Here is a 16,142-nt window from a genome sequence, read left to right as displayed (position 1 = left end):
TAGACCATGGCCGACCAAAGCTACGACGTCATCATCATCGGGTCCGGCGCGGCCGGTCTCACCGCGGCGATCAACCTGGCGCAGGACAAAAAAGTCCTGGTGCTGGCCAAGGGCGCGCTGGACGGCGGATCGACCAACTGGGCGCAGGGCGGCATCGCGGCGGTGCTGGACGGTGGCGACAGTTTCGAAAATCATGTCGAGGACACGATGGTCGCGGGCGCGGGCCTGAACGACCGGGCCACGGTGGAGTTCGTCGTCTCCGAAGCGCCGGTCGCGATCGAGCGTCTGGCCCGGCTGGGCGTGCCGTTCAACGCGGACGAAAATGGGGGGCAGGAATTTGGCGAACGCTGGCATCTGACGCGCGAGGGCGGGCATAGCCATCGTCGCATCGTGCATGTGGACGATGCGACCGGTGCGGCGGTGCAGCGGGCGCTGACCGCCGCCGCGCAGGCCAATCCCAACATCACCCTCGTCACCGACATGGTCGCCATCGACCTCATCACGTCGCGCCACGGGGAACGCTTCTCCGGCGATGGCCATGTCTGGGGCGTCTATGCGTTCAACAAAAGGACGAGCCATGTCGAGGCGCTGCTCGGCCGGGCGACGATCCTGGCGACGGGCGGGGCGGGGCGGACCTATCTCTTCTCCACCGCGCCCAGAGGGGCGACGGGCGACGGCATCGCCATGGCGTGGCGCGCGGGCGCCCGTGTCTCCAACATGGAGATGAACCAGTTTCACCCGACCTGCCTCTATAATCTGGAGGTCAAGAATTTCCTGATTACCGAGGCGATGCGGGGTGAGGGCGGCAAGCTGAAACTGCCCCCCGGCGTGCCGGGCGGGGGCAAGCGGTTCATGGACCGTTTCGACAAGCGTGGCGAACTGGCCCCGCGCGACATTGTGGCCCGCGCCATCGACCATGAGATCAAGCGGCTGGGTCTCGACTATGTCCATCTCGACATCAGCCATAAGCCGCGCGAATTCATCCTGGAGCATTTCCCGACCATCTATGCCCGGCTGATCGACCTCGACATCGACATCACCAAGGAGCCGATCCCGGTCGTGCCCGCGCAGCATTATACCTGCGGCGGCGTGGTGATCGACCTCGACGGGCGCACCGACCTGCCCGGCCTCTATGCGGCGGGCGAGGTGACGGAGAGCGGGTTGCATGGCGCGAACCGGCTGGCCTCCAACTCGCTGCTCGAATGTCTCGTCTTTGGCGAGGCGGCGGCCAATCATATCCATGCCCATTGGGAGGAACTGCCGTCGCCGCCGCCGATCCGCGCGTGGGACGAAAGCCGCGTGACCGATTCCGACGAGGAGGTGATCGTCCAGCATAACTGGAAGGAAATCCGCCGCTTCATGTGGGATTACGTCGGCATCGTGCGGTCCACCAAGCGGCTGGAGCGGGCCAAGCATCGCATCGACCTGCTGGCGCAGGAGGTGGACGAATATTATGGCAATTTCCGCGTCACGCCGGACCTGATCGAACTGCGCAACCTGCTGGAGGTGTCGCGTCTGATCGTCCGCTCCGCGCTGAAGCGCAAGGAGAGCCGGGGCCTGCACTACACCATCGACTATCCCGACATGCTGCCGGAGGCCGAGGACACCATATTGGTGCCCTGACCGGATTGGTGCCTGACCGGGTCGGGCGACGGCGACGTTGCCATGGCCTGAAACCCGGCTATCCTGCGATGAAGGCGTATGCAGCGCCGGATCGGGAGGATGGCGAGATGAGCATCGAACAGCGGCTGGAGCAGCTTGAACAGCGCCTGCGGGCGGCGGAGGATCATCTGGAGATCCTCAATCTCCTCAACAGTTATGGCCCGCTGGTGGACAGCGGGACCAGCGAACCCGCCGCCGCGCTGTGGATCGAAGGGGGCGGCTATAATTTCAGCGGCGGGCTGAGCGGTGGCACCCGCATCGTCGCGCCGCAGGATCTGGTCGCGATGTATGAGACGGAGGGGCACAAGGGGCTGGTCGACACCGGCTGCTCCCACCTCACCGCCACGCCGCGCATCGCCATCGACGGCGATAGCGCGGAGGCGGTCGGCTATAGCTATGTCGTGCTGAAGGAGGGCGACCGCTGGTATCTGTGGCGCGCGGCAATCAACCGGTGGAGCCTGACGCGGACCGCCGATGGCTGGCGGATACAGGAGCGGTTCAACCGGGCGCTGGACGGATCAGCGGAGTCGCATGAGACGATGCGCCATGTCCTCGGCCCCCAGGTGCCCGCCTGATGGGCCGTTTTACGGGGAAGGTCGCCATCGTCACCGGGGCCAGCACCGGCCTTGGCCCCGTCATGGCGCGGATGCTGGCCGAAGAGGGGGCAAGGGTCGTGATGGCCGCTCGCCGCATCGCACTGGTCGAGGAGGCCGCGGCGCGGATTGGCGAGGCCGCCGTCGCGGTGCAGGCGGACGTGACGCAGGAGGCGGACGTCGCCGCCATGGTCGATGTCGCCATGGACCGTTGGGGGCAGGTCGATGTGATGATGAACAACGCCGCCGTGCCGGGCAAGGATCTCTATATCTGGGAACAGACATTGGAGAACTGGAACGCGACCTTCGCGGTCGATGTGACGGCGGCGATGCTGTGCAGCCGGGAGGTGATCCGCCGGTCGATGCTGGAGCGCCGGACGGGCAGCATCGTCAATTTCTCCTCCACCGCAGGCTGGAACGGCCTGCCGCGCAAGAGCCATTACAGCGCGGCCAAGGCCAGCGTGCGGGTGCTGACCAAGGTGGTGGCGCAGGAGGCCGGACCCCATGGCATCCGCTGCAACTGCCTGGTGCCCGGCCAGATCGAGACGGACCTCCTCAAGAACTGGTTTGCCCGCACCGCGCAGGAGGAGGGGATCAGCGTTGAGGAGAAGCGGGCGGCGGTCCTGTCCGGCGTGGCGCTGACCGGAGTGATCTCCACGCCGGAGGATGTGGCGAAGATGGCGCTCTTCCTCGCCTCCGACGATGCGCGGACCATCACCGGCCAGTCCATCAATGTGGACGCGGGCGGGGTGATGATCGGATAGGGGCGCAGATATGATGATCGAGGAACTGCTGGCCCGCGAGGCCATTCGCAAGACGATGGCGGCCTATACGACGGCGGGCGACCGGTTGAAGGAGGATGCGTTCATCGCCTGCTTCACCGCCGATGCGGTGATGGAGGCGGTGGGGCTGAACGCCGACGATGGCTTTCGCTATGACGGGCGCGAGGCGATCCGCCAGTGGATCGGGCGCTGGCGGGGCGGCGGGGATGTGGCGCCCACCCATGGCGCGCGCTTTGTGCGGCATCATCTGTCCACCTGCCAAATCGAACTGACCGGCCCGGACAGCGCCCGCGCGCGGACCTATTGGGTGGCGTGGACCGACATAGGGCCGGACCATGCGGGCCATTATCTCGACGATTTCCGCCGCGAAGGCGACGACTGGCTGATCGCCTATCGCCGTATCCGGGAGGATTGGCGCGCGGACGGCAGCCTGTTCAAGGGCGCGGTGGCGAACAGCCGGTGAGGGAGGCTGGGGGGCGGCCAATTCTTGTACCCATATCGTCGTCATCCCGGACTTGATCCGGTGTCCGGCTTCTTCGTCAGGGAACCGCACTAAGAGAAAAGCGGGATCTCGGATCACGTCCGGGATGACGGGTGGGGGTGTCTGTAATTCGTCCGAAACAGGTGCGCTTGGCTCTGGCGAGTCACGAACTTCCTTATCATTGGACGAACAGGGGTAGGCCTGTCCGTTCCACGTCGAAACGATACTTCGCCCAATAAAAGGAGGCGGAGGGGCCATGACGCCCCTCCGCCTCTTTTTCGCCCGGCCTTCAATCCGTGAGGCGGAAATGCACCGTCATCACCTTTTCCGAACTGACCGCCACCCCGTCGCGCGTGGCGGGGACGAAGCGCCAGCGGCTCAGCGCCTGCCGCCGCGTCGCCTCGAAGAAAGCGGGGTCCGCGGTGCTGACCAGTGCGACGTCGATCACCCGCCCGTCGGACCCGATGGTGACGCGCACCGTCACCGCGCCCTCCCTCTGCTGGCGCAGCATGGCGGCGGGATAGGGCGGCTGGAAACCGGATGCGAAGCGGCTGTCGATCCGTGCCTGCACCATGACCGGCTGCGGCAGTGGCGGGGGCGGGACGGGGTCGAATACCAGCGGCCCGGTGCCCGCCCCGCCACTGCCGGGATCGGGAAAGATGGTCGGCGTGACGATGCTGCCATAGGTCGGAACGGGCATCTTCACCGTAGGATCGGAGGTGGTGACGCGCGGGCCGCGTGGCGTCTCCGATGGCCGGGCGTCGGTCGGCTCCGGCTTGGGCTGTTCCTTGGGGATATTCCAGGCCCAGATGGGTTTCACCACATCCGGGATATAGTGCACGACCGACATGGTCAGGATGACCGCCCCCAGCCCGGCGTGGACCAGGACGACGCCCCCGATGGCGGCGGGGGAAAAGCGGCTCTGCGATTGATAGCCGGACTGTTGCATGGGTGTCGACATAGGCTGGTGCTCCTCTCCCGGCGATGATGTCCCTGTGCGCATCATCTGTCTGGGCAAGTGAAATGGTACAACGTCACATTTACGACCGCCAGTGATAAATGAGATACTTGTCTCATTTAGTATTCCGGGCCGTGGCGACTGGGAATGGCGGCACGGAGGGGCCTGTCCGCATCCGTCAAGCGATGGCGGCCGCGGCGCCGCTATGATCGCGGCAGGGCTGGGACGATCTCCAGCCGTGCAGGATACAGGGTGCCGCCATGATGAAGCAGGTCAGCATGATGAAACGGCGACCGGGCCTGTCGATGGCGGAGTTCATCGACCAATATGAAAATGGCCATGCCCGGCTGGGCGAGGCGCTGTTCCCCAAGGCCCGGCGGCTGGTGCGCCGCTATGTTGAGCCGCAGAAAAATCCGCTGACCGGTGACATGGCGGAACTGGACTTCGACGTCATATTGGAAATCTGGTGGGACAGCCGGGCGGATTTCGAGGAGGCGATGGCCGCCCTCGCCACCAACCCGGATGCGGTGGCGGCGGCGTCCGCCAGCGGTGCGCGCATTTTTGCGCAGGGCACCAATCCGGCCTGCACCGTCGTCGAATATGATTCCGACATGGGCATGGACGGGACGGGGGTGCAAGCGGCGGCGTGCGCGCGCTGATCGGGCCGGAACGCGGGCGGGCGTTGCCACAGGCCCCTCAATTCACCGTTCCCGGCGCGCCCAGAGCGGCGGCGACGCGCGCCAGCTTGTCCGGGTTGCGCATGATGTAGATGGCGGCGATGCGGCCATCCTCTATCTCCAGCGCGGTGGTCTGGAGCAGTCGCCCCTCCACCAGGCTGGCAAAGCCGGCCAACCGGTCGATTCGCATGGGATGCAGCGTCTGCGGCTGGCTGGCCCCATATTTGCGCTTGAGGCCGAGGAAGAGGCGCAGCGCCTTCTCGATGCCATGGATGGGGTTGCGGAAGGCGATGACCTTGCCCCCGCCGTCGGAGTGGATGGCGACATTCTCCGCCAGCATCGCGCGCAGCGCCGTCGTGTCGCCCTGCTGGGACGCAGCGAAAAAGGCGCTGGCGATCCGCTCCGCCTCCGTCTCCTCCATCGGATAGCGCGGTCGGGCATCGCGGACATGGCGGCGGGCGCGGGCGGTCAGTTGGCGCACGGCGGCAGGCTCCCGGCCCAGCATGTCCGCCACCTCGGCCAGCGGCATGTCGAATATGTCGTGGAGGAGGAAGGCGGCCCGCTCCAGCGGGGACAGCCGTTCGAGGGCGAGCATCAGCGTCAGGGTGAGTTCGTCGGCGCGCATGGCCTCCGGCTCCGCCTCGACAAAGGGTTCAGGCAGCCATTCGCCGACATAGGTTTCGCGCCGCACCTGCGCGGACTTGGCACGGTCGAGGCACAGGCGGGTGACGATGCGGGTGAGATAGGCGGCGGCGCTGTCCACCGGCTCCCCCTTCTCCGCCACCCGCGTCCAGCGCAGCCAGGCGTCCTGCACCACATCCTCCGCCTCCGCAAAGCCGCCGAGCATACGATAGGCGAGGCGCAGCAGCCGGGGCCGCTGCGCCTCGAACCGGTCCGGCACGGTGTCGGACGCCATCGGGTCAGGCCGCCGCACGATCGGCCACGGCGACCGGATGTGGCGCGCGGAAACCGACCTGGAGGCGATTCCACACGTTGATCGCGCCGATCAGCAGGGTCAGTTGCACCTGCTCCGCATCGCTGAATTCGGCCTGGAGCGCGGCATAGTCCGTATCGGGCGCGCCGGTCTCCGCAACGCGGGTCAGCGCCTCCGTCCAGCCGAGGGCGGCGCGTTCCCGCGCGGAATAGAGCGTCGATTCGCGCCAGGCGTTGAGCATGTAGAGGCGCATCTCGCTCTCGCCATGCTGGCGCAGGTCGGTCGAATGCATGTGGATGCAAAAGGCGCAGCCGTTGATCTGCGACGCGCGCAGCTTGACCAGTTCGCGCAGGGGGTGCGGCAGGTCGCTGTTCGTAAAGCTGGCCTCCAGCGCAACCATGGCCTTGATCTGGGCGGGGGCGAGGGCGTGCGGATTGTCGAGGCGAGGGGTCATCATCTGTCTCCGTCAGCGCGCATCATGCGACGCTTTGCACCCATGACGAGGCAGCGTCGCGCGATGTGACATGATGCCGGATATTTTTCTGGAGTTGGGGCACATGGCACCGGGTCAGAAGGCTGTCCCGTCCTTTCGCCTTTTGTCGCCCGCGCCAAATTCCTGCATGTCGATGTCGGGATAATGGCAGGGGCCGTTGGTGGACTGCCCCACGACCAGCAGGACGCAATCCCCCTCGCCCTCATTGACCAGGCAATGGCCATTGCCGTCGCCCTTGGGAAAGGCGGCGACATCGCCGGGGTGGAGCGGCGTGCGGTCGGCATCGTCCACCAATGTCGCCGTGCCGGAGAGGATGACCAGCAGTTCGTTCTCCCGCTCGTGCCTGTGGCGCTGCGTCGACCATGCGCCGGGCTTCAGCACGACATGGCTGGCCCCGAAGTCGGTCAGGCCCGCGGCGGGCGACAGGCGGCGATACCAGCGGCCCTGCACCACATCGGCATATTAGGGCGGATAGCCGGTGGCGTTGGTGGCCGTGATGGCGTCGAGGTCGAGCTTTGGCATGGCCGCTCCTTTTCATGCGCGCCCGGATTGGCTAACGGCTGTGCATGCACGACACCAGCCCACACATCGACACATTGACCCTGGCCGAGGCGCTGATCGCCGCGCCGTCCGTGACGCCTGCCACCGGCGCGGTGTTCGACGTGCTGGACAGCGCGCTGGCGGCGGCGGGTTTCACCGTCGAACGCTTCGTGGATGGCGAGGCGCCGGACGGGCCGGTCGAGAATCTGCTGGCGATCCGCCGCAACGGGGCGGGGCCGCATGTCGCATTTGCCGGGCATCTCGACGTGGTGCCGCCGGGCGACGAATGGACCAACGATCCCTTCACGCCCACGCGGGCGGGCGGGCTGCTCTACGGGCGCGGCGCGGTGGACATGAAGGGGTCGATCGCGGCCTTTGCCGTCGCTGCGGCACAGGAGAGCGCGCTGCCCGGCACCGTCAGTTTCCTGATTACGGGCGATGAGGAAGGCGCGGCCACCTATGGCACGCCGGTCCTGATGCAGCATATGGCGGCGCGTGGTGTCGTCCCCGACCTGTGCCTGGTGGGGGAGCCGACCTCCGCCAACCGGCTGGGCGACGTGGTGAAGATCGGCCGACGCGGGTCGGTCAACATGTGGATCGCGGTGGAAGGGGTGCAGGGCCATGTCGCCTATCCGCATCTGGCGGACAATCCTGCGCCCCGCCTGCTGCGCATCCTGACCGCCATCGACGCCATCGTGCTGGACGAGGGGACGGATTGGTTCCAGCCGAGCAATATCGAAATTACCGACATCCACATCGGCAACCCGTCCACCAACACCATCCCGGCGCGGGCGACGGCGCGCATCTCCATCCGCTTCAACGACCAGCACAGCGGGGCGTCGCTGACCGAGATCATCCGCACCATCGTGGAGCGGGAGCAGGGCGGATCGCTGGTCGCGAAGATCAGCGGCGAGCCGTTCCTGACCCAGCCGGGCGCGCTGTCAGTCGCAATTCGCGACGCCATCCATGCGGTGACGGGGATGGAGCCGGAATTTTCCACCACCGGCGGCACGTCCGACGCGCGCTTCCTGTGCAAGCTGTGCCCGGTGGTGGAGTTCGGCCTGAACAATGCGACCATGCACAAGCGGGACGAGGCGGTGGCCATTGCGGACCTTGACACGCTGACCGCCATCTACGCCGATTTCCTGCGCCGGACGCTGGGCGCCGCCTGATCCTTTGACACCGCCTGCCCTTTGACGGAGCCAACCATGACTGACAGCAGCCTGCCCGCCGCCATCGGCGCCGTCGCCACGCTTCACGGTGAATTCCGCCTGCGATCCGGGCAGGTCGCGACCGAATATTTCGACAAATATCGGTTCGAGGCGAACCCGGCCCTGCTGCGCCGCGTGGCGAGCGCGATGCTCGCCCTGTTGCCGGAGGGGACGGAGGTGCTGGCCGGGCTGGAACTGGGCGGGGTGCCCATCGCCACCGCCATGTCGCTGGACAGCGGCCTGCCCGCCGCCTTCATCCGCAAGGAGGCCAAGGATTATGGCACCTGTCAGGCGGTCGAGGGCAGCGATGTCGGCGGTCGCCGCATCGTGCTGGTCGAGGATGTCATCACCACCGGGGGCGCGGTGGTGGATGCCGTCGGTCTGGTGGAGGCGGCGGGGGCAGAGGTGATCGCCATCGTCTGCGCCATCTGGCGCGGCGAAGGGGCGGCGCGCATCGCCGCCCTACCCCATATCCCCGTCTTCGCCGCCATGACGAAGGCGGATATTATCGGCAGCCGGTCCGCGGCCGCCTGACGCGATCCTACCGCTCCACCATCCGCGTGTAGAGGTGCCAGCTCGCATAGCCCAGCACCGGCAGCACGACCGCCAGCCCCAGGAACAGCGGGATACAGGCCAGAGCCAGCAGCACGGCGACCGTCACGCCCCAGCGCAGCGTCATCATCGGATTGTGGAAGCTGGCGCGCAGCGATGTCTCCACCGCGTCGGAGGCGTGCACCGTCTTGTCCACCATCATTGGGAAGGACACCAGCATCGTCGCCAGCGTGACGAGCGCGAAGGCCAGCCCGGCGATATTGCCCAGCACGATCATCCGCCACCCTTCCGCCGTGGTGAACAGCATCGACAGGAAGCCGCTCAGATTGCCGGGGGCCAGCGTGCCGAGCGTGCCCTCATAGATGGTTTGCGCCATCAGCAGCCAGGCGAGCGCCACGACGACCAGCCCGGCGGCGAGGCCGAGGATCTGCATGCGGTTGGCGCCGCGCAGCGGGTCGAGGAAATGGCTCCATCCGGCGTCCATCCCCGACTCGCGCCGCCGCGCCAGTTCGTAGAAGCCGATGGCGATCAGCGGTCCCATCAGGGAGAAGGCGGCGGCCATCGGAAAGATGATGGGAATGAGGTTGCCGCCCAGCGCCAGCGCGGCGGCCAGCAGCGCGACCGTGGGATAGATCAGCCCGGCAAGGATGATGTCGCCCCGCATCGCGCGGAAATCCTTCATCCCCTCCCGCAACGCCCAGTTGAGGTCGCGCGCGTCGATCCGGTGGATGGTGGGCAGTGCGCGCGCCGGGGCGACGGCGGGGCTGGCGGACAGGGATGCGCCGGGTGCGGCCCCATAAGGGTTGCCGGAGAGGGAGCCGACAGACGGCGACGCGGTAGACGATGGACCGACAGGCGAGGGGATGGATACCATGGCAACTCTCCCAGCTATGCGGAATACGCGGGGAAGATACCCCGTGCATCCGGTGCTGAACCTCGGTCGCCAGCCTGTGGCTCACGCCAGGCTCGTGGAGGGAGTATAGCCGGTTTTGCACCGCGCTGACAGCGGTTTAGCGGATGCTGCGGGCAAACCGCCGGAAAGCCTCTGGCCGGAGAGGCGGATGGCGAAAAGAGGACAGGACGGGGAGGGGAAAGGGAGGGCTGATCGCCGCGCCGGGATGGCGCGGCGTCAGGCAGGAGGAGGGGTCAGTTGGCCGCCGCGCTCGTATCCACCTTCTCGACCCATTCGGGGTAGAAGGTCGGCTCCCGGCTCGACCATCCGGCGGCGGTGGCCGCCGCTTCGCTGATCGACTGGAGCAGTTCCCGGCGCTTGTCCGGGTGGAGGTGCGGCAGGCTGGCCGCGGCGCAGAAGGCGCCGGGCAACCAGGGCCGCGATCCCGCGCCGATCAACCGCTCGTAAAGGAAGCGATAGGCGGCAAAGCTGCCCAGCCGGTTCTGGCTGAGGTCGAAGGCGGAGATGACCACCAGCGGGGCCATGAACGGCTCCACCTGGTCGAGGCCGCTGTCGTCCGGCACCATCGTCCTGATTTCGTCGAGGCGGGCGTAGATGCGCCCCTGCGCCCGGATGCTGGCTTCTTCCACCAGATCGCGGCTCCAGGTGCTCATCGGGTCGCGCCGATGCATCGCAATGTCGAGGGAACGGCGGATATATCGTTGGGTCGCCGAGGGAAAAGACGCAAATTCCCGCATCTCCGCGAGGGTTACCGCACCGTCCGTAGGTTTCGCACTAGCCATTCACTGTCTCCGTAAACCGCCTTCTGCATTGATCCGATGTTGCGCCTATCTTGGTTGACACACGGTTAATCGCATACAGGACTTTAGTCTTGCATAGCCATTGTGCGATGCAACATAATTTTTCCTCATCCTGTCGCAATCCGGCTTCGCGCGATCGCCTGCCTCGTCGCGAGGTGGCGGAACGCCTGCCGCTGACTCGCAAAGCAAAACGCCGCCCCACGAGGGGGCGGCGCAACAAGGGTCCGCGACGAGGGGGGAAGCGCGGCCGTCATTTCCGTTTATTGTCATCCTCCATCTCTTTCGTGAAGCCGGAAGAGGGGACGGGGTCGCCATGATCGCCCGGCGCGGTGGCGGCCGGCGGATCGGAGGCGTCCATGGATTCTTCCAGGCCCGCCTCCAGCTTTTCCTCGTTGCTGAGCGGCTTCTCCTGACCTTCAAGGTCGGTTTCATGGTCCTTGGTCTTGTCGATGCTGGTCGGATTGGTCATGTCATTGTCTCCATAACCGTGGGAGCGGCGGTTTCCGGCTGGCCGTTTGGGATCATGCGCGGTGGCTCCAGCATGGGATGCGGCAGGGTGGCGTCCGCTTCGAAGGGCGCGCGGGCCGCCGGGCTGGAGCCGATTCGTTTTCGCATGATCCTCGCCTTTTTCAGGGATGGGCCGCTGGTGCGGACCTCATCCCCAGACAACCCCCCGGCACGCGGGAAGTTTCCCGCCATCCTCATTCCGTCCTTCCCGCATGGGGCAGGGGCTTTTTCGGGACGGGCGCTTTGCCAATATCGCCCGCACCCGCTAAGGGCGCTGGCATGACGAGCGATCAGAAAACCCCCTCCGATACTGCCCCCCGGTCGCCGACCGGCGCGCCGGTGGCCAAGGACTGGATCATGGCTATCGCGCCCTATGTTCCGGGCAAGGCGAAAAGCGATGACGGACGCACCCTCATCAAGCTGTCCGCCAACGAAAATCCGCTGGGCACCAGCCCCGTGGTGCGCGACGCGGTGCGCGATGCGCTGGCGGACCTCGCCACCTATCCCGATCCCAGCGCGACGGCCCTGCGGGAGGCGATTGCCGCGACCCATGGCCTCGACCCGGCGCGGGTCATCTATGGCACCGGCTCCGACGAATTGCTGCATCTGGCGGCCAGCGCCTTTGCCGGGCCGGGTGACGAGATCATCTACGTCAAATATGGCTTTTCGGTCTATGATATCGCCGCGCGGCGCGTGGGCGCAACACCGGTGGTGGTCGCGGACCGCGACTATGGCACGGACGTCGACGCCCTGTTGGCGGCGGTGACGGAGCGGACGCGCGTCGTCTATCTCGCCAATCCCAACAACCCCACCGGCACCTTCACGCCGCGGGCGGAGATTGCGCGCCTGCTCGACGGCCTGCGCCCGGACATCCTCTTCGTGCTGGACCAGGCCTATGCCGAATATTTGAGCGACGATGAGGACGACCATGGCCTGCAACTGGCCATGGACCGGGCCAATGTGTTCGTCACCCGCACCTTCTCCAAAATCTATGGCCTCGCGGCGGAGCGGATCGGCTGGGGCTATGCCAGCGCGGCGGTGATCGACGCGCTGCACCGCATCCGCGCGCCGTTCAACCTGACCACCAGCGCGCAGGCGGCGGGCATCGCGGCGCTTGGCGACCAGCGGTTCGTGGAGCAGAGCCGGGAGCATAACCGCGTCTGGCGCGGCTGGCTGGCGGAGCAGATGGAGGCGTTGGGAAATCATGGCGTGCGCGTGGTGCCCAGCGGCGCCAACTTCCTGCTGATCCTGTTCGAGGGCGCGGTCGGGGCGGAGACGGTCTATACGGCGCTGATGGACGCGGGCTATGCGACGCGCTGGTTGCCGGGGCAGGGCCTGCCGCAGGCGTTGCGCATCACCATCGGGACCGAGGCGCATGTGAAGGACATCGCCGCGCGCGTCCGCACGCTGGTGACGGGCGAGGGCTGACAGCCATGCAGCCCTTTTCCCGTGTGACCGTCATCGGCCTGGGGCTGATCGGATCGTCCATCTGCCGGGCGGTGCGCGCCTATATGCCGACCGCGCGCGTCACCGGCCATGATGCGGATGCAGAGGTGCGGGCGATCGCGCGCCGCATCGACCTGTGCGACGATGTGACGGACACGGCGGGCGCGTCGGTGATCGACGCCGACCTCGTCATCCTGTGCGTGCCGGTGGGCGCGATGGGCAAGGCCGCGGCCGCCATCGCCGCCGACCTGCCCGCCGACGCCATCGTCAGCGACGTGGGCGGGGCGAAGGCCAGCGTGTTCGCCGCCCTGCGCGACGCGTTGCCTGGCGTCACCATCGTGCCGGGCCATCCGGTCGCGGGCACGGAATTCTGCGGCCCCGAATCCGGTTTCGCCAGTCTGTTCAAGGGGCGCTGGTGCATCCTGACCCCGGACGAGGCGACGCCGCCGCTCGCCACCCTGCGCCTGCGCGCCTTCTGGGAAGGATTCGGCGCGAATGTCGAGGAGATGACGCCGGAGCATCATGACCTCGTCCTCGCCGTGACCAGCCATGTGCCCCACCTCATCGCCTATACCATCGTCGGCACCGCGTCCGATCTGGAGGCGGTGACCCGGTCGGAGGTCATCAAATATTCGGCGGGCGGCTTTCGCGATTTCACCCGCATCGCCGCGTCCGACCCGACCATGTGGCGCGACGTGTTCCTGAACAACCGGGAGGCGGTGCTGGAGGTGATGCAGCGCCTGACCGAGGATCTGGGCGCGATGCAGAAGGCGATCCGCAACGGCGACGGCGACGTCCTGTTCGACGCCTTCTCGCGCACCCGCGCCATCCGCCGCTCGATCATCGAGCAGGGACAGGACGATGCGAAGCCGGACTTCGGGCGCAGCCATTGACCGGGAGCGATGCATGTCGCCCCCGGGGCTGGGCGCAGGCAGAGCGGCGTCATAGGGTCGGTGGCGGGCCGGTCATGGCCCCTGTTCACCGGCGGACGATCCCGGCATGACCTCCACCGCCATACCCAATCCGCTGCCCGGCGTGCCGCTGGTCGAATCGCCGCTGTTCCCCACGCTGGTCGATCATATGGGCCTGTCCGAGGAGGAGCGGGCGATTGCCGTGGCGCTGAACCGCGACGGTTTCGCCACGCTGGACTTTCCCGATCCTGACATCGGCGCGCGGATGGACCGGATCATCGCGCGCTTCGGCCCGACCTTTGCCGATCCGTCCGCGCACAAGCGGATTCAGGACGGCTGGCTGGTCGATGAGGATGTGCGCGCCATCGCGAGCAATGCCGTGGTGCTGGCGCTGTTGTCCAAACTCTATGGCCGGGCCGCCTTTCCCTTTCAGACGCTCAATTTCCCCGTCGGAACGCAGCAGAATCTGCACAGCGATTCGGTGCATTTCTCCAGTCTGCCGGAACGGTTCATGTGCGGTGTCTGGCTGGCGTTCGAGGATATCGGGCCGAACGCCGGGCCGCTGGTCTATCACCCCGGCTCCCATCGCTGGCCCGTCCCCTCCAACGCGATGCTGGCGCGCCGCGGGCAGGACGGTGACAGGCGGTCGGCGCAGGAACCGTTCGAACCCTTCTGGCAGGCGATGATCGATGCGACGCAGAGCCGGGGCGAGACATTTCTGGCGCGCAAGGGGCAGGCCCTCATCTGGGCCGCCAACCTGCTCCATGGCGGCAGCGTCCGCCACGATCCGGCGCTGTCGCGCTGGTCGCAGGTGACCCATTATTATTTCGAGGATTGCATCTACTACACCCCCGCCTTCTCCGACGAGGTGGTGGGCAAGCTGGACCTGCGCTATATCACCAATATCGCGACGGGCGCGGTGGAGCCGAACCGCCATCTGGGCACGGTGGTGCCGATGCCGGTCGCGCAGGAAGCGCCGGTCGGCTGGCGCCAGAAACGCCGGATCCGGCGGGAACTGCGGGAGAAACTGCCCGCCGATTTCGATGCGGAGGGCTATTATCGCCTGAACCCCGATGTCGCGGTCCTCGGCCTGGATGCGGGCCGCCATTATGTCCTGCATGGGCAGGGCGAGGGACGGCGGTACAAGCTGGACTGAACGACCGCCGTCCGTCAGTCGACGGTGGGTTTGGCGACGGCGGGTCCGGCCTGCTGGTCCTGCCACAGCGCGATCAGGTTCGCGGGGTAGAAAGTCTCGTCCAGCGCGGCCAGTTCGTCCGGCGTGAACCAGCGGTGGCTCTGCATCACCCGCTGTTCCAGTTCCGTATGCCCGTCGATCCGCACCGCGCAATCCGCCGGCCGGACGAGGAAATAGCGTTCCTCGCCATCCACCTCCACGCCCTCCAGCGTGGTGAACACCATCGCCATCTCCGCCACCTGCGGCCCGATGGGGCAGATCATGCCGGTTTCCTCGAACAGTTCGCGCACCGCCGCCTGTTCGAACGTCTCGCCCGGATCGACCGCGCCGCCGGGCGTGCACCAGAAGGCGGGCCGATCCTGCGGCGTGAAGCGGAACATCAGCAGGCGACCGTCCGGGTCGATGACCAGCAGGCGCGCGGCCGGGCGTTTGGGACGGACGGAAACGGTGGGTGCGGTCATTCGCCGGGCGCGCGCGCCTTGATCGCGAGGGCATGCACCTTCGTCGCCATCAGGTCGCCCAGCGCCGCGTTGACCAGCCGCTGCCGCGCCACGCGCGACTGGCCGGTGAAGGCGCTGGCGACCACCTCCACGGTGAAGTGGCTCTCGCCCGTGCCGTCGTCGCCCATATGGCCGCGATGCTGCGCGCTGTCGTTGATGACGGCGAGATGCTCCGGGGACAGGGCGTCCCGCACCCGTGTTTCGATTTCCTGCCCCACCGGGCCTAGCGATTGGTCAACCATGTCCCCTATATAGGATGCTTCGCGCTGATGCGGGGAGGTTTTTTGGCGGATCAGGAACAGTCGCGGCGACACACACGCTTTCACGGTCGGGTGGCCGATGGACATGCGCGCCCGTGCCTGATGGACGGCTGCACAAACGCGGGCGAGTTTCGCGCCCCGCCTGAGGAGGTGCGCCGCGCCGCCGACGGGCCGCCGCAATGGCGCTGGCTCTGCCTCGACCATGTCCGCGAGTTCAACGCCAAATATAATTTCTTCAAGGGCATGAGCGCGGAGGAGATCAACGAGGCGCAGCGGCCCATGGCGGGCTGGGAGCGAGAGACGCGCGCCTTTTCCGCCGCCGGGACCACGGGAACGCCGCCGCCGCGCTGGGCGGATTTCTCCGATCCGCTCGACGCCATCGGCGCGCGCTTTCGCCAGCGGATGCAGGAGGCACGGGGGCGGGCCGACGGCAGGCCGCTGTCCGGCGACGACCGCCGCGCGCTCAAGGCGCTGGGGCTGGACGTGGACGCGGACCGCAAGGCCCTGCGCGAGGCCTATACGGCGCTCGCCCGCCGTTACCACCCGGACCAGAATGGCGGCGACCGCAGCCATGAAAAGGCCTTGCAGGAGGTCATCGCCGCCTACCAGCATCTGCGCAAGGCGCCCGCCTTCGCCTGAACCGCCCGCCTCCCCCTCTATCGGGCGCGAGAACCGGGCAGGAGCCTATATCGCGCTTGACGAACGGGCAAAGGCTTCGCACTGACAG

The 16,142-nt window shown here is 67.1% G+C and carries 20 protein-coding genes and 1 pseudogene; 11 read left to right on the top strand and 10 right to left on the bottom strand.

Going from position 1 to position 16,142, the window contains the following annotated elements; all coding sequences use genetic code 11:
• Positions 1-6 precede the first annotated feature (6 nt).
• From nadB to LWE61_RS18875, 4 genes are all read left to right on the top strand, one after another.
• On the top strand, positions 7-1,623 hold the full coding sequence (gene nadB, locus LWE61_RS18890; RefSeq protein WP_234152203.1) for an L-aspartate oxidase: 1,617 nt from the start codon (positions 7-9) through the stop codon (positions 1,621-1,623).
• Between the two features lie 107 nt (positions 1,624-1,730).
• On the top strand, positions 1,731-2,237 hold the full coding sequence (locus LWE61_RS18885) for a nuclear transport factor 2 family protein (protein WP_234152202.1): 507 nt from the start codon (positions 1,731-1,733) through the stop codon (positions 2,235-2,237).
• Positions 2,237-3,019, top strand: coding sequence for an SDR family NAD(P)-dependent oxidoreductase (locus LWE61_RS18880; protein ID WP_234152201.1), 783 nt, complete (start codon positions 2,237-2,239; stop codon positions 3,017-3,019). Before LWE61_RS18885 ends, LWE61_RS18880 begins: the two co-directional genes overlap by 1 nt.
• Before the next feature lie 10 nt (positions 3,020-3,029).
• On the top strand, positions 3,030-3,500 hold the full coding sequence (locus LWE61_RS18875; protein WP_234152200.1) for a nuclear transport factor 2 family protein: 471 nt from the start codon (positions 3,030-3,032) through the stop codon (positions 3,498-3,500).
• A 307-nt stretch (positions 3,501-3,807) separates the two neighbouring features.
• On the opposite strand, the gene LWE61_RS18870 is transcribed toward LWE61_RS18875, so the two are convergent.
• Positions 3,808-4,479, bottom strand: a complete 672-nt coding sequence (locus LWE61_RS18870) for an energy transducer TonB (protein ID WP_234152199.1) — start codon at positions 4,477-4,479, stop codon at positions 3,808-3,810.
• Positions 4,480-4,736: 257 nt separating this feature from the next.
• Between LWE61_RS18870 and LWE61_RS18865 the strand changes: the two genes are divergently transcribed.
• Complete coding sequence (locus tag LWE61_RS18865) at positions 4,737-5,135, top strand: EthD domain-containing protein (protein ID WP_234152198.1); 399 nt, start codon at positions 4,737-4,739, stop codon at positions 5,133-5,135.
• A 37-nt stretch (positions 5,136-5,172) separates the two neighbouring features.
• Here LWE61_RS18865 and LWE61_RS18860 read toward each other — a convergent pair whose 3' ends face one another.
• The 3 genes and pseudogenes from LWE61_RS18860 to LWE61_RS18850 all read right to left on the bottom strand — a co-directional run bounded on the left by LWE61_RS18860 (position 5,173) and on the right by LWE61_RS18850 (position 7,102).
• Entirely contained in the window at positions 5,173-6,069 is an 897-nt protein-coding gene (locus tag LWE61_RS18860) for a sigma-70 family RNA polymerase sigma factor (protein ID WP_234152197.1), read from the bottom strand.
• Between the two features lie 4 nt (positions 6,070-6,073).
• Positions 6,074-6,541 (bottom strand): carboxymuconolactone decarboxylase family protein, encoded by a 468-nt coding sequence (locus LWE61_RS18855; RefSeq protein WP_234152196.1) that lies wholly within the window; start codon positions 6,539-6,541, stop codon positions 6,074-6,076.
• Between the two features lie 114 nt (positions 6,542-6,655).
• Positions 6,656-7,102: pseudogene (locus LWE61_RS18850) on the bottom strand (cupin domain-containing protein).
• A 44-nt stretch (positions 7,103-7,146) separates the two neighbouring features.
• On the opposite strand from LWE61_RS18850, the gene dapE reads away from it, so the two are divergent.
• Positions 7,147-8,292, top strand: a complete 1,146-nt coding sequence (gene dapE, locus LWE61_RS18845; protein WP_234152195.1) for a succinyl-diaminopimelate desuccinylase — start codon at positions 7,147-7,149, stop codon at positions 8,290-8,292.
• A 36-nt stretch (positions 8,293-8,328) separates the two neighbouring features.
• A complete protein-coding gene (pyrE, locus tag LWE61_RS18840; protein ID WP_234152194.1) occupies positions 8,329-8,865 on the top strand; it encodes an orotate phosphoribosyltransferase in 537 nt (178 codons plus the stop codon).
• A gap of 7 nt (positions 8,866-8,872) precedes the next feature.
• Here pyrE and LWE61_RS18835 read toward each other — a convergent pair whose 3' ends face one another.
• From LWE61_RS18835 to LWE61_RS18820, 4 genes are all read right to left on the bottom strand, one after another.
• Entirely contained in the window at positions 8,873-9,757 is an 885-nt protein-coding gene (locus LWE61_RS18835) for a DUF2189 domain-containing protein (protein WP_234152193.1), read from the bottom strand.
• Between the two features lie 272 nt (positions 9,758-10,029).
• Complete coding sequence (locus tag LWE61_RS18830) at positions 10,030-10,578, bottom strand: hypothetical protein (protein ID WP_234152192.1); 549 nt, start codon at positions 10,576-10,578, stop codon at positions 10,030-10,032.
• Between the two features lie 268 nt (positions 10,579-10,846).
• A complete protein-coding gene (locus LWE61_RS18825; protein ID WP_234152191.1) occupies positions 10,847-11,065 on the bottom strand; it encodes a hypothetical protein in 219 nt (72 codons plus the stop codon).
• Positions 11,062-11,211 (bottom strand): hypothetical protein, encoded by a 150-nt coding sequence (locus LWE61_RS18820; RefSeq protein ID WP_234152190.1) that lies wholly within the window; start codon positions 11,209-11,211, stop codon positions 11,062-11,064. The genes LWE61_RS18825 and LWE61_RS18820 overlap by 4 nt, the downstream gene beginning before the upstream one ends.
• Positions 11,212-11,382: 171 nt before the next feature.
• Here LWE61_RS18820 and hisC point away from each other — a divergent pair, with 171 nt between their 5' ends.
• From hisC to LWE61_RS18805, 3 genes are all read left to right on the top strand, one after another.
• The gene (gene hisC / locus LWE61_RS18815) at positions 11,383-12,531 is read left to right on the top strand and encodes a histidinol-phosphate transaminase (RefSeq protein ID WP_407696267.1); all 1,149 of its coding nucleotides are present in this window, start codon (positions 11,383-11,385) and stop codon (positions 12,529-12,531) included.
• Between the two features lie 5 nt (positions 12,532-12,536).
• Positions 12,537-13,442 (top strand): prephenate/arogenate dehydrogenase family protein, encoded by a 906-nt coding sequence (locus tag LWE61_RS18810; RefSeq protein ID WP_234152189.1) that lies wholly within the window; start codon positions 12,537-12,539, stop codon positions 13,440-13,442.
• A 106-nt stretch (positions 13,443-13,548) separates the two neighbouring features.
• A complete protein-coding gene (locus LWE61_RS18805; RefSeq protein ID WP_234152188.1) occupies positions 13,549-14,616 on the top strand; it encodes a phytanoyl-CoA dioxygenase family protein in 1,068 nt (355 codons plus the stop codon).
• A 14-nt stretch (positions 14,617-14,630) separates the two neighbouring features.
• Here the strand turns inward: LWE61_RS18805 and LWE61_RS18800 are convergent, their stop codons facing one another.
• Together LWE61_RS18800 and LWE61_RS18795 are read right to left on the bottom strand one after the other, a co-directional pair.
• A complete protein-coding gene (locus LWE61_RS18800) occupies positions 14,631-15,116 on the bottom strand; it encodes an NUDIX hydrolase (RefSeq protein ID WP_234152187.1) in 486 nt (161 codons plus the stop codon).
• Positions 15,113-15,397, bottom strand: a complete 285-nt coding sequence (locus tag LWE61_RS18795) for a BolA family protein (RefSeq protein ID WP_234152186.1) — start codon at positions 15,395-15,397, stop codon at positions 15,113-15,115. The genes LWE61_RS18800 and LWE61_RS18795 overlap by 4 nt, the downstream gene beginning before the upstream one ends.
• A gap of 27 nt (positions 15,398-15,424) precedes the next feature.
• Here LWE61_RS18795 and LWE61_RS18790 point away from each other — a divergent pair, with 27 nt between their 5' ends.
• Positions 15,425-16,054, top strand: a complete 630-nt coding sequence (locus LWE61_RS18790) for a J domain-containing protein (protein ID WP_234152185.1) — start codon at positions 15,425-15,427, stop codon at positions 16,052-16,054.
• The last annotated feature ends 88 nt before the right edge of the window (positions 16,055-16,142 follow it).

This window comes from Sphingobium sufflavum (assembly GCF_021403115.1).
GTDB classification, from domain to species: Bacteria; Pseudomonadota; Alphaproteobacteria; order Sphingomonadales; family Sphingomonadaceae; genus Sphingobium; species Sphingobium sufflavum.
Note: the sequence above shows the minus strand (reverse complement) of the source record. Positions and strands in the feature narration are given on the sequence as shown.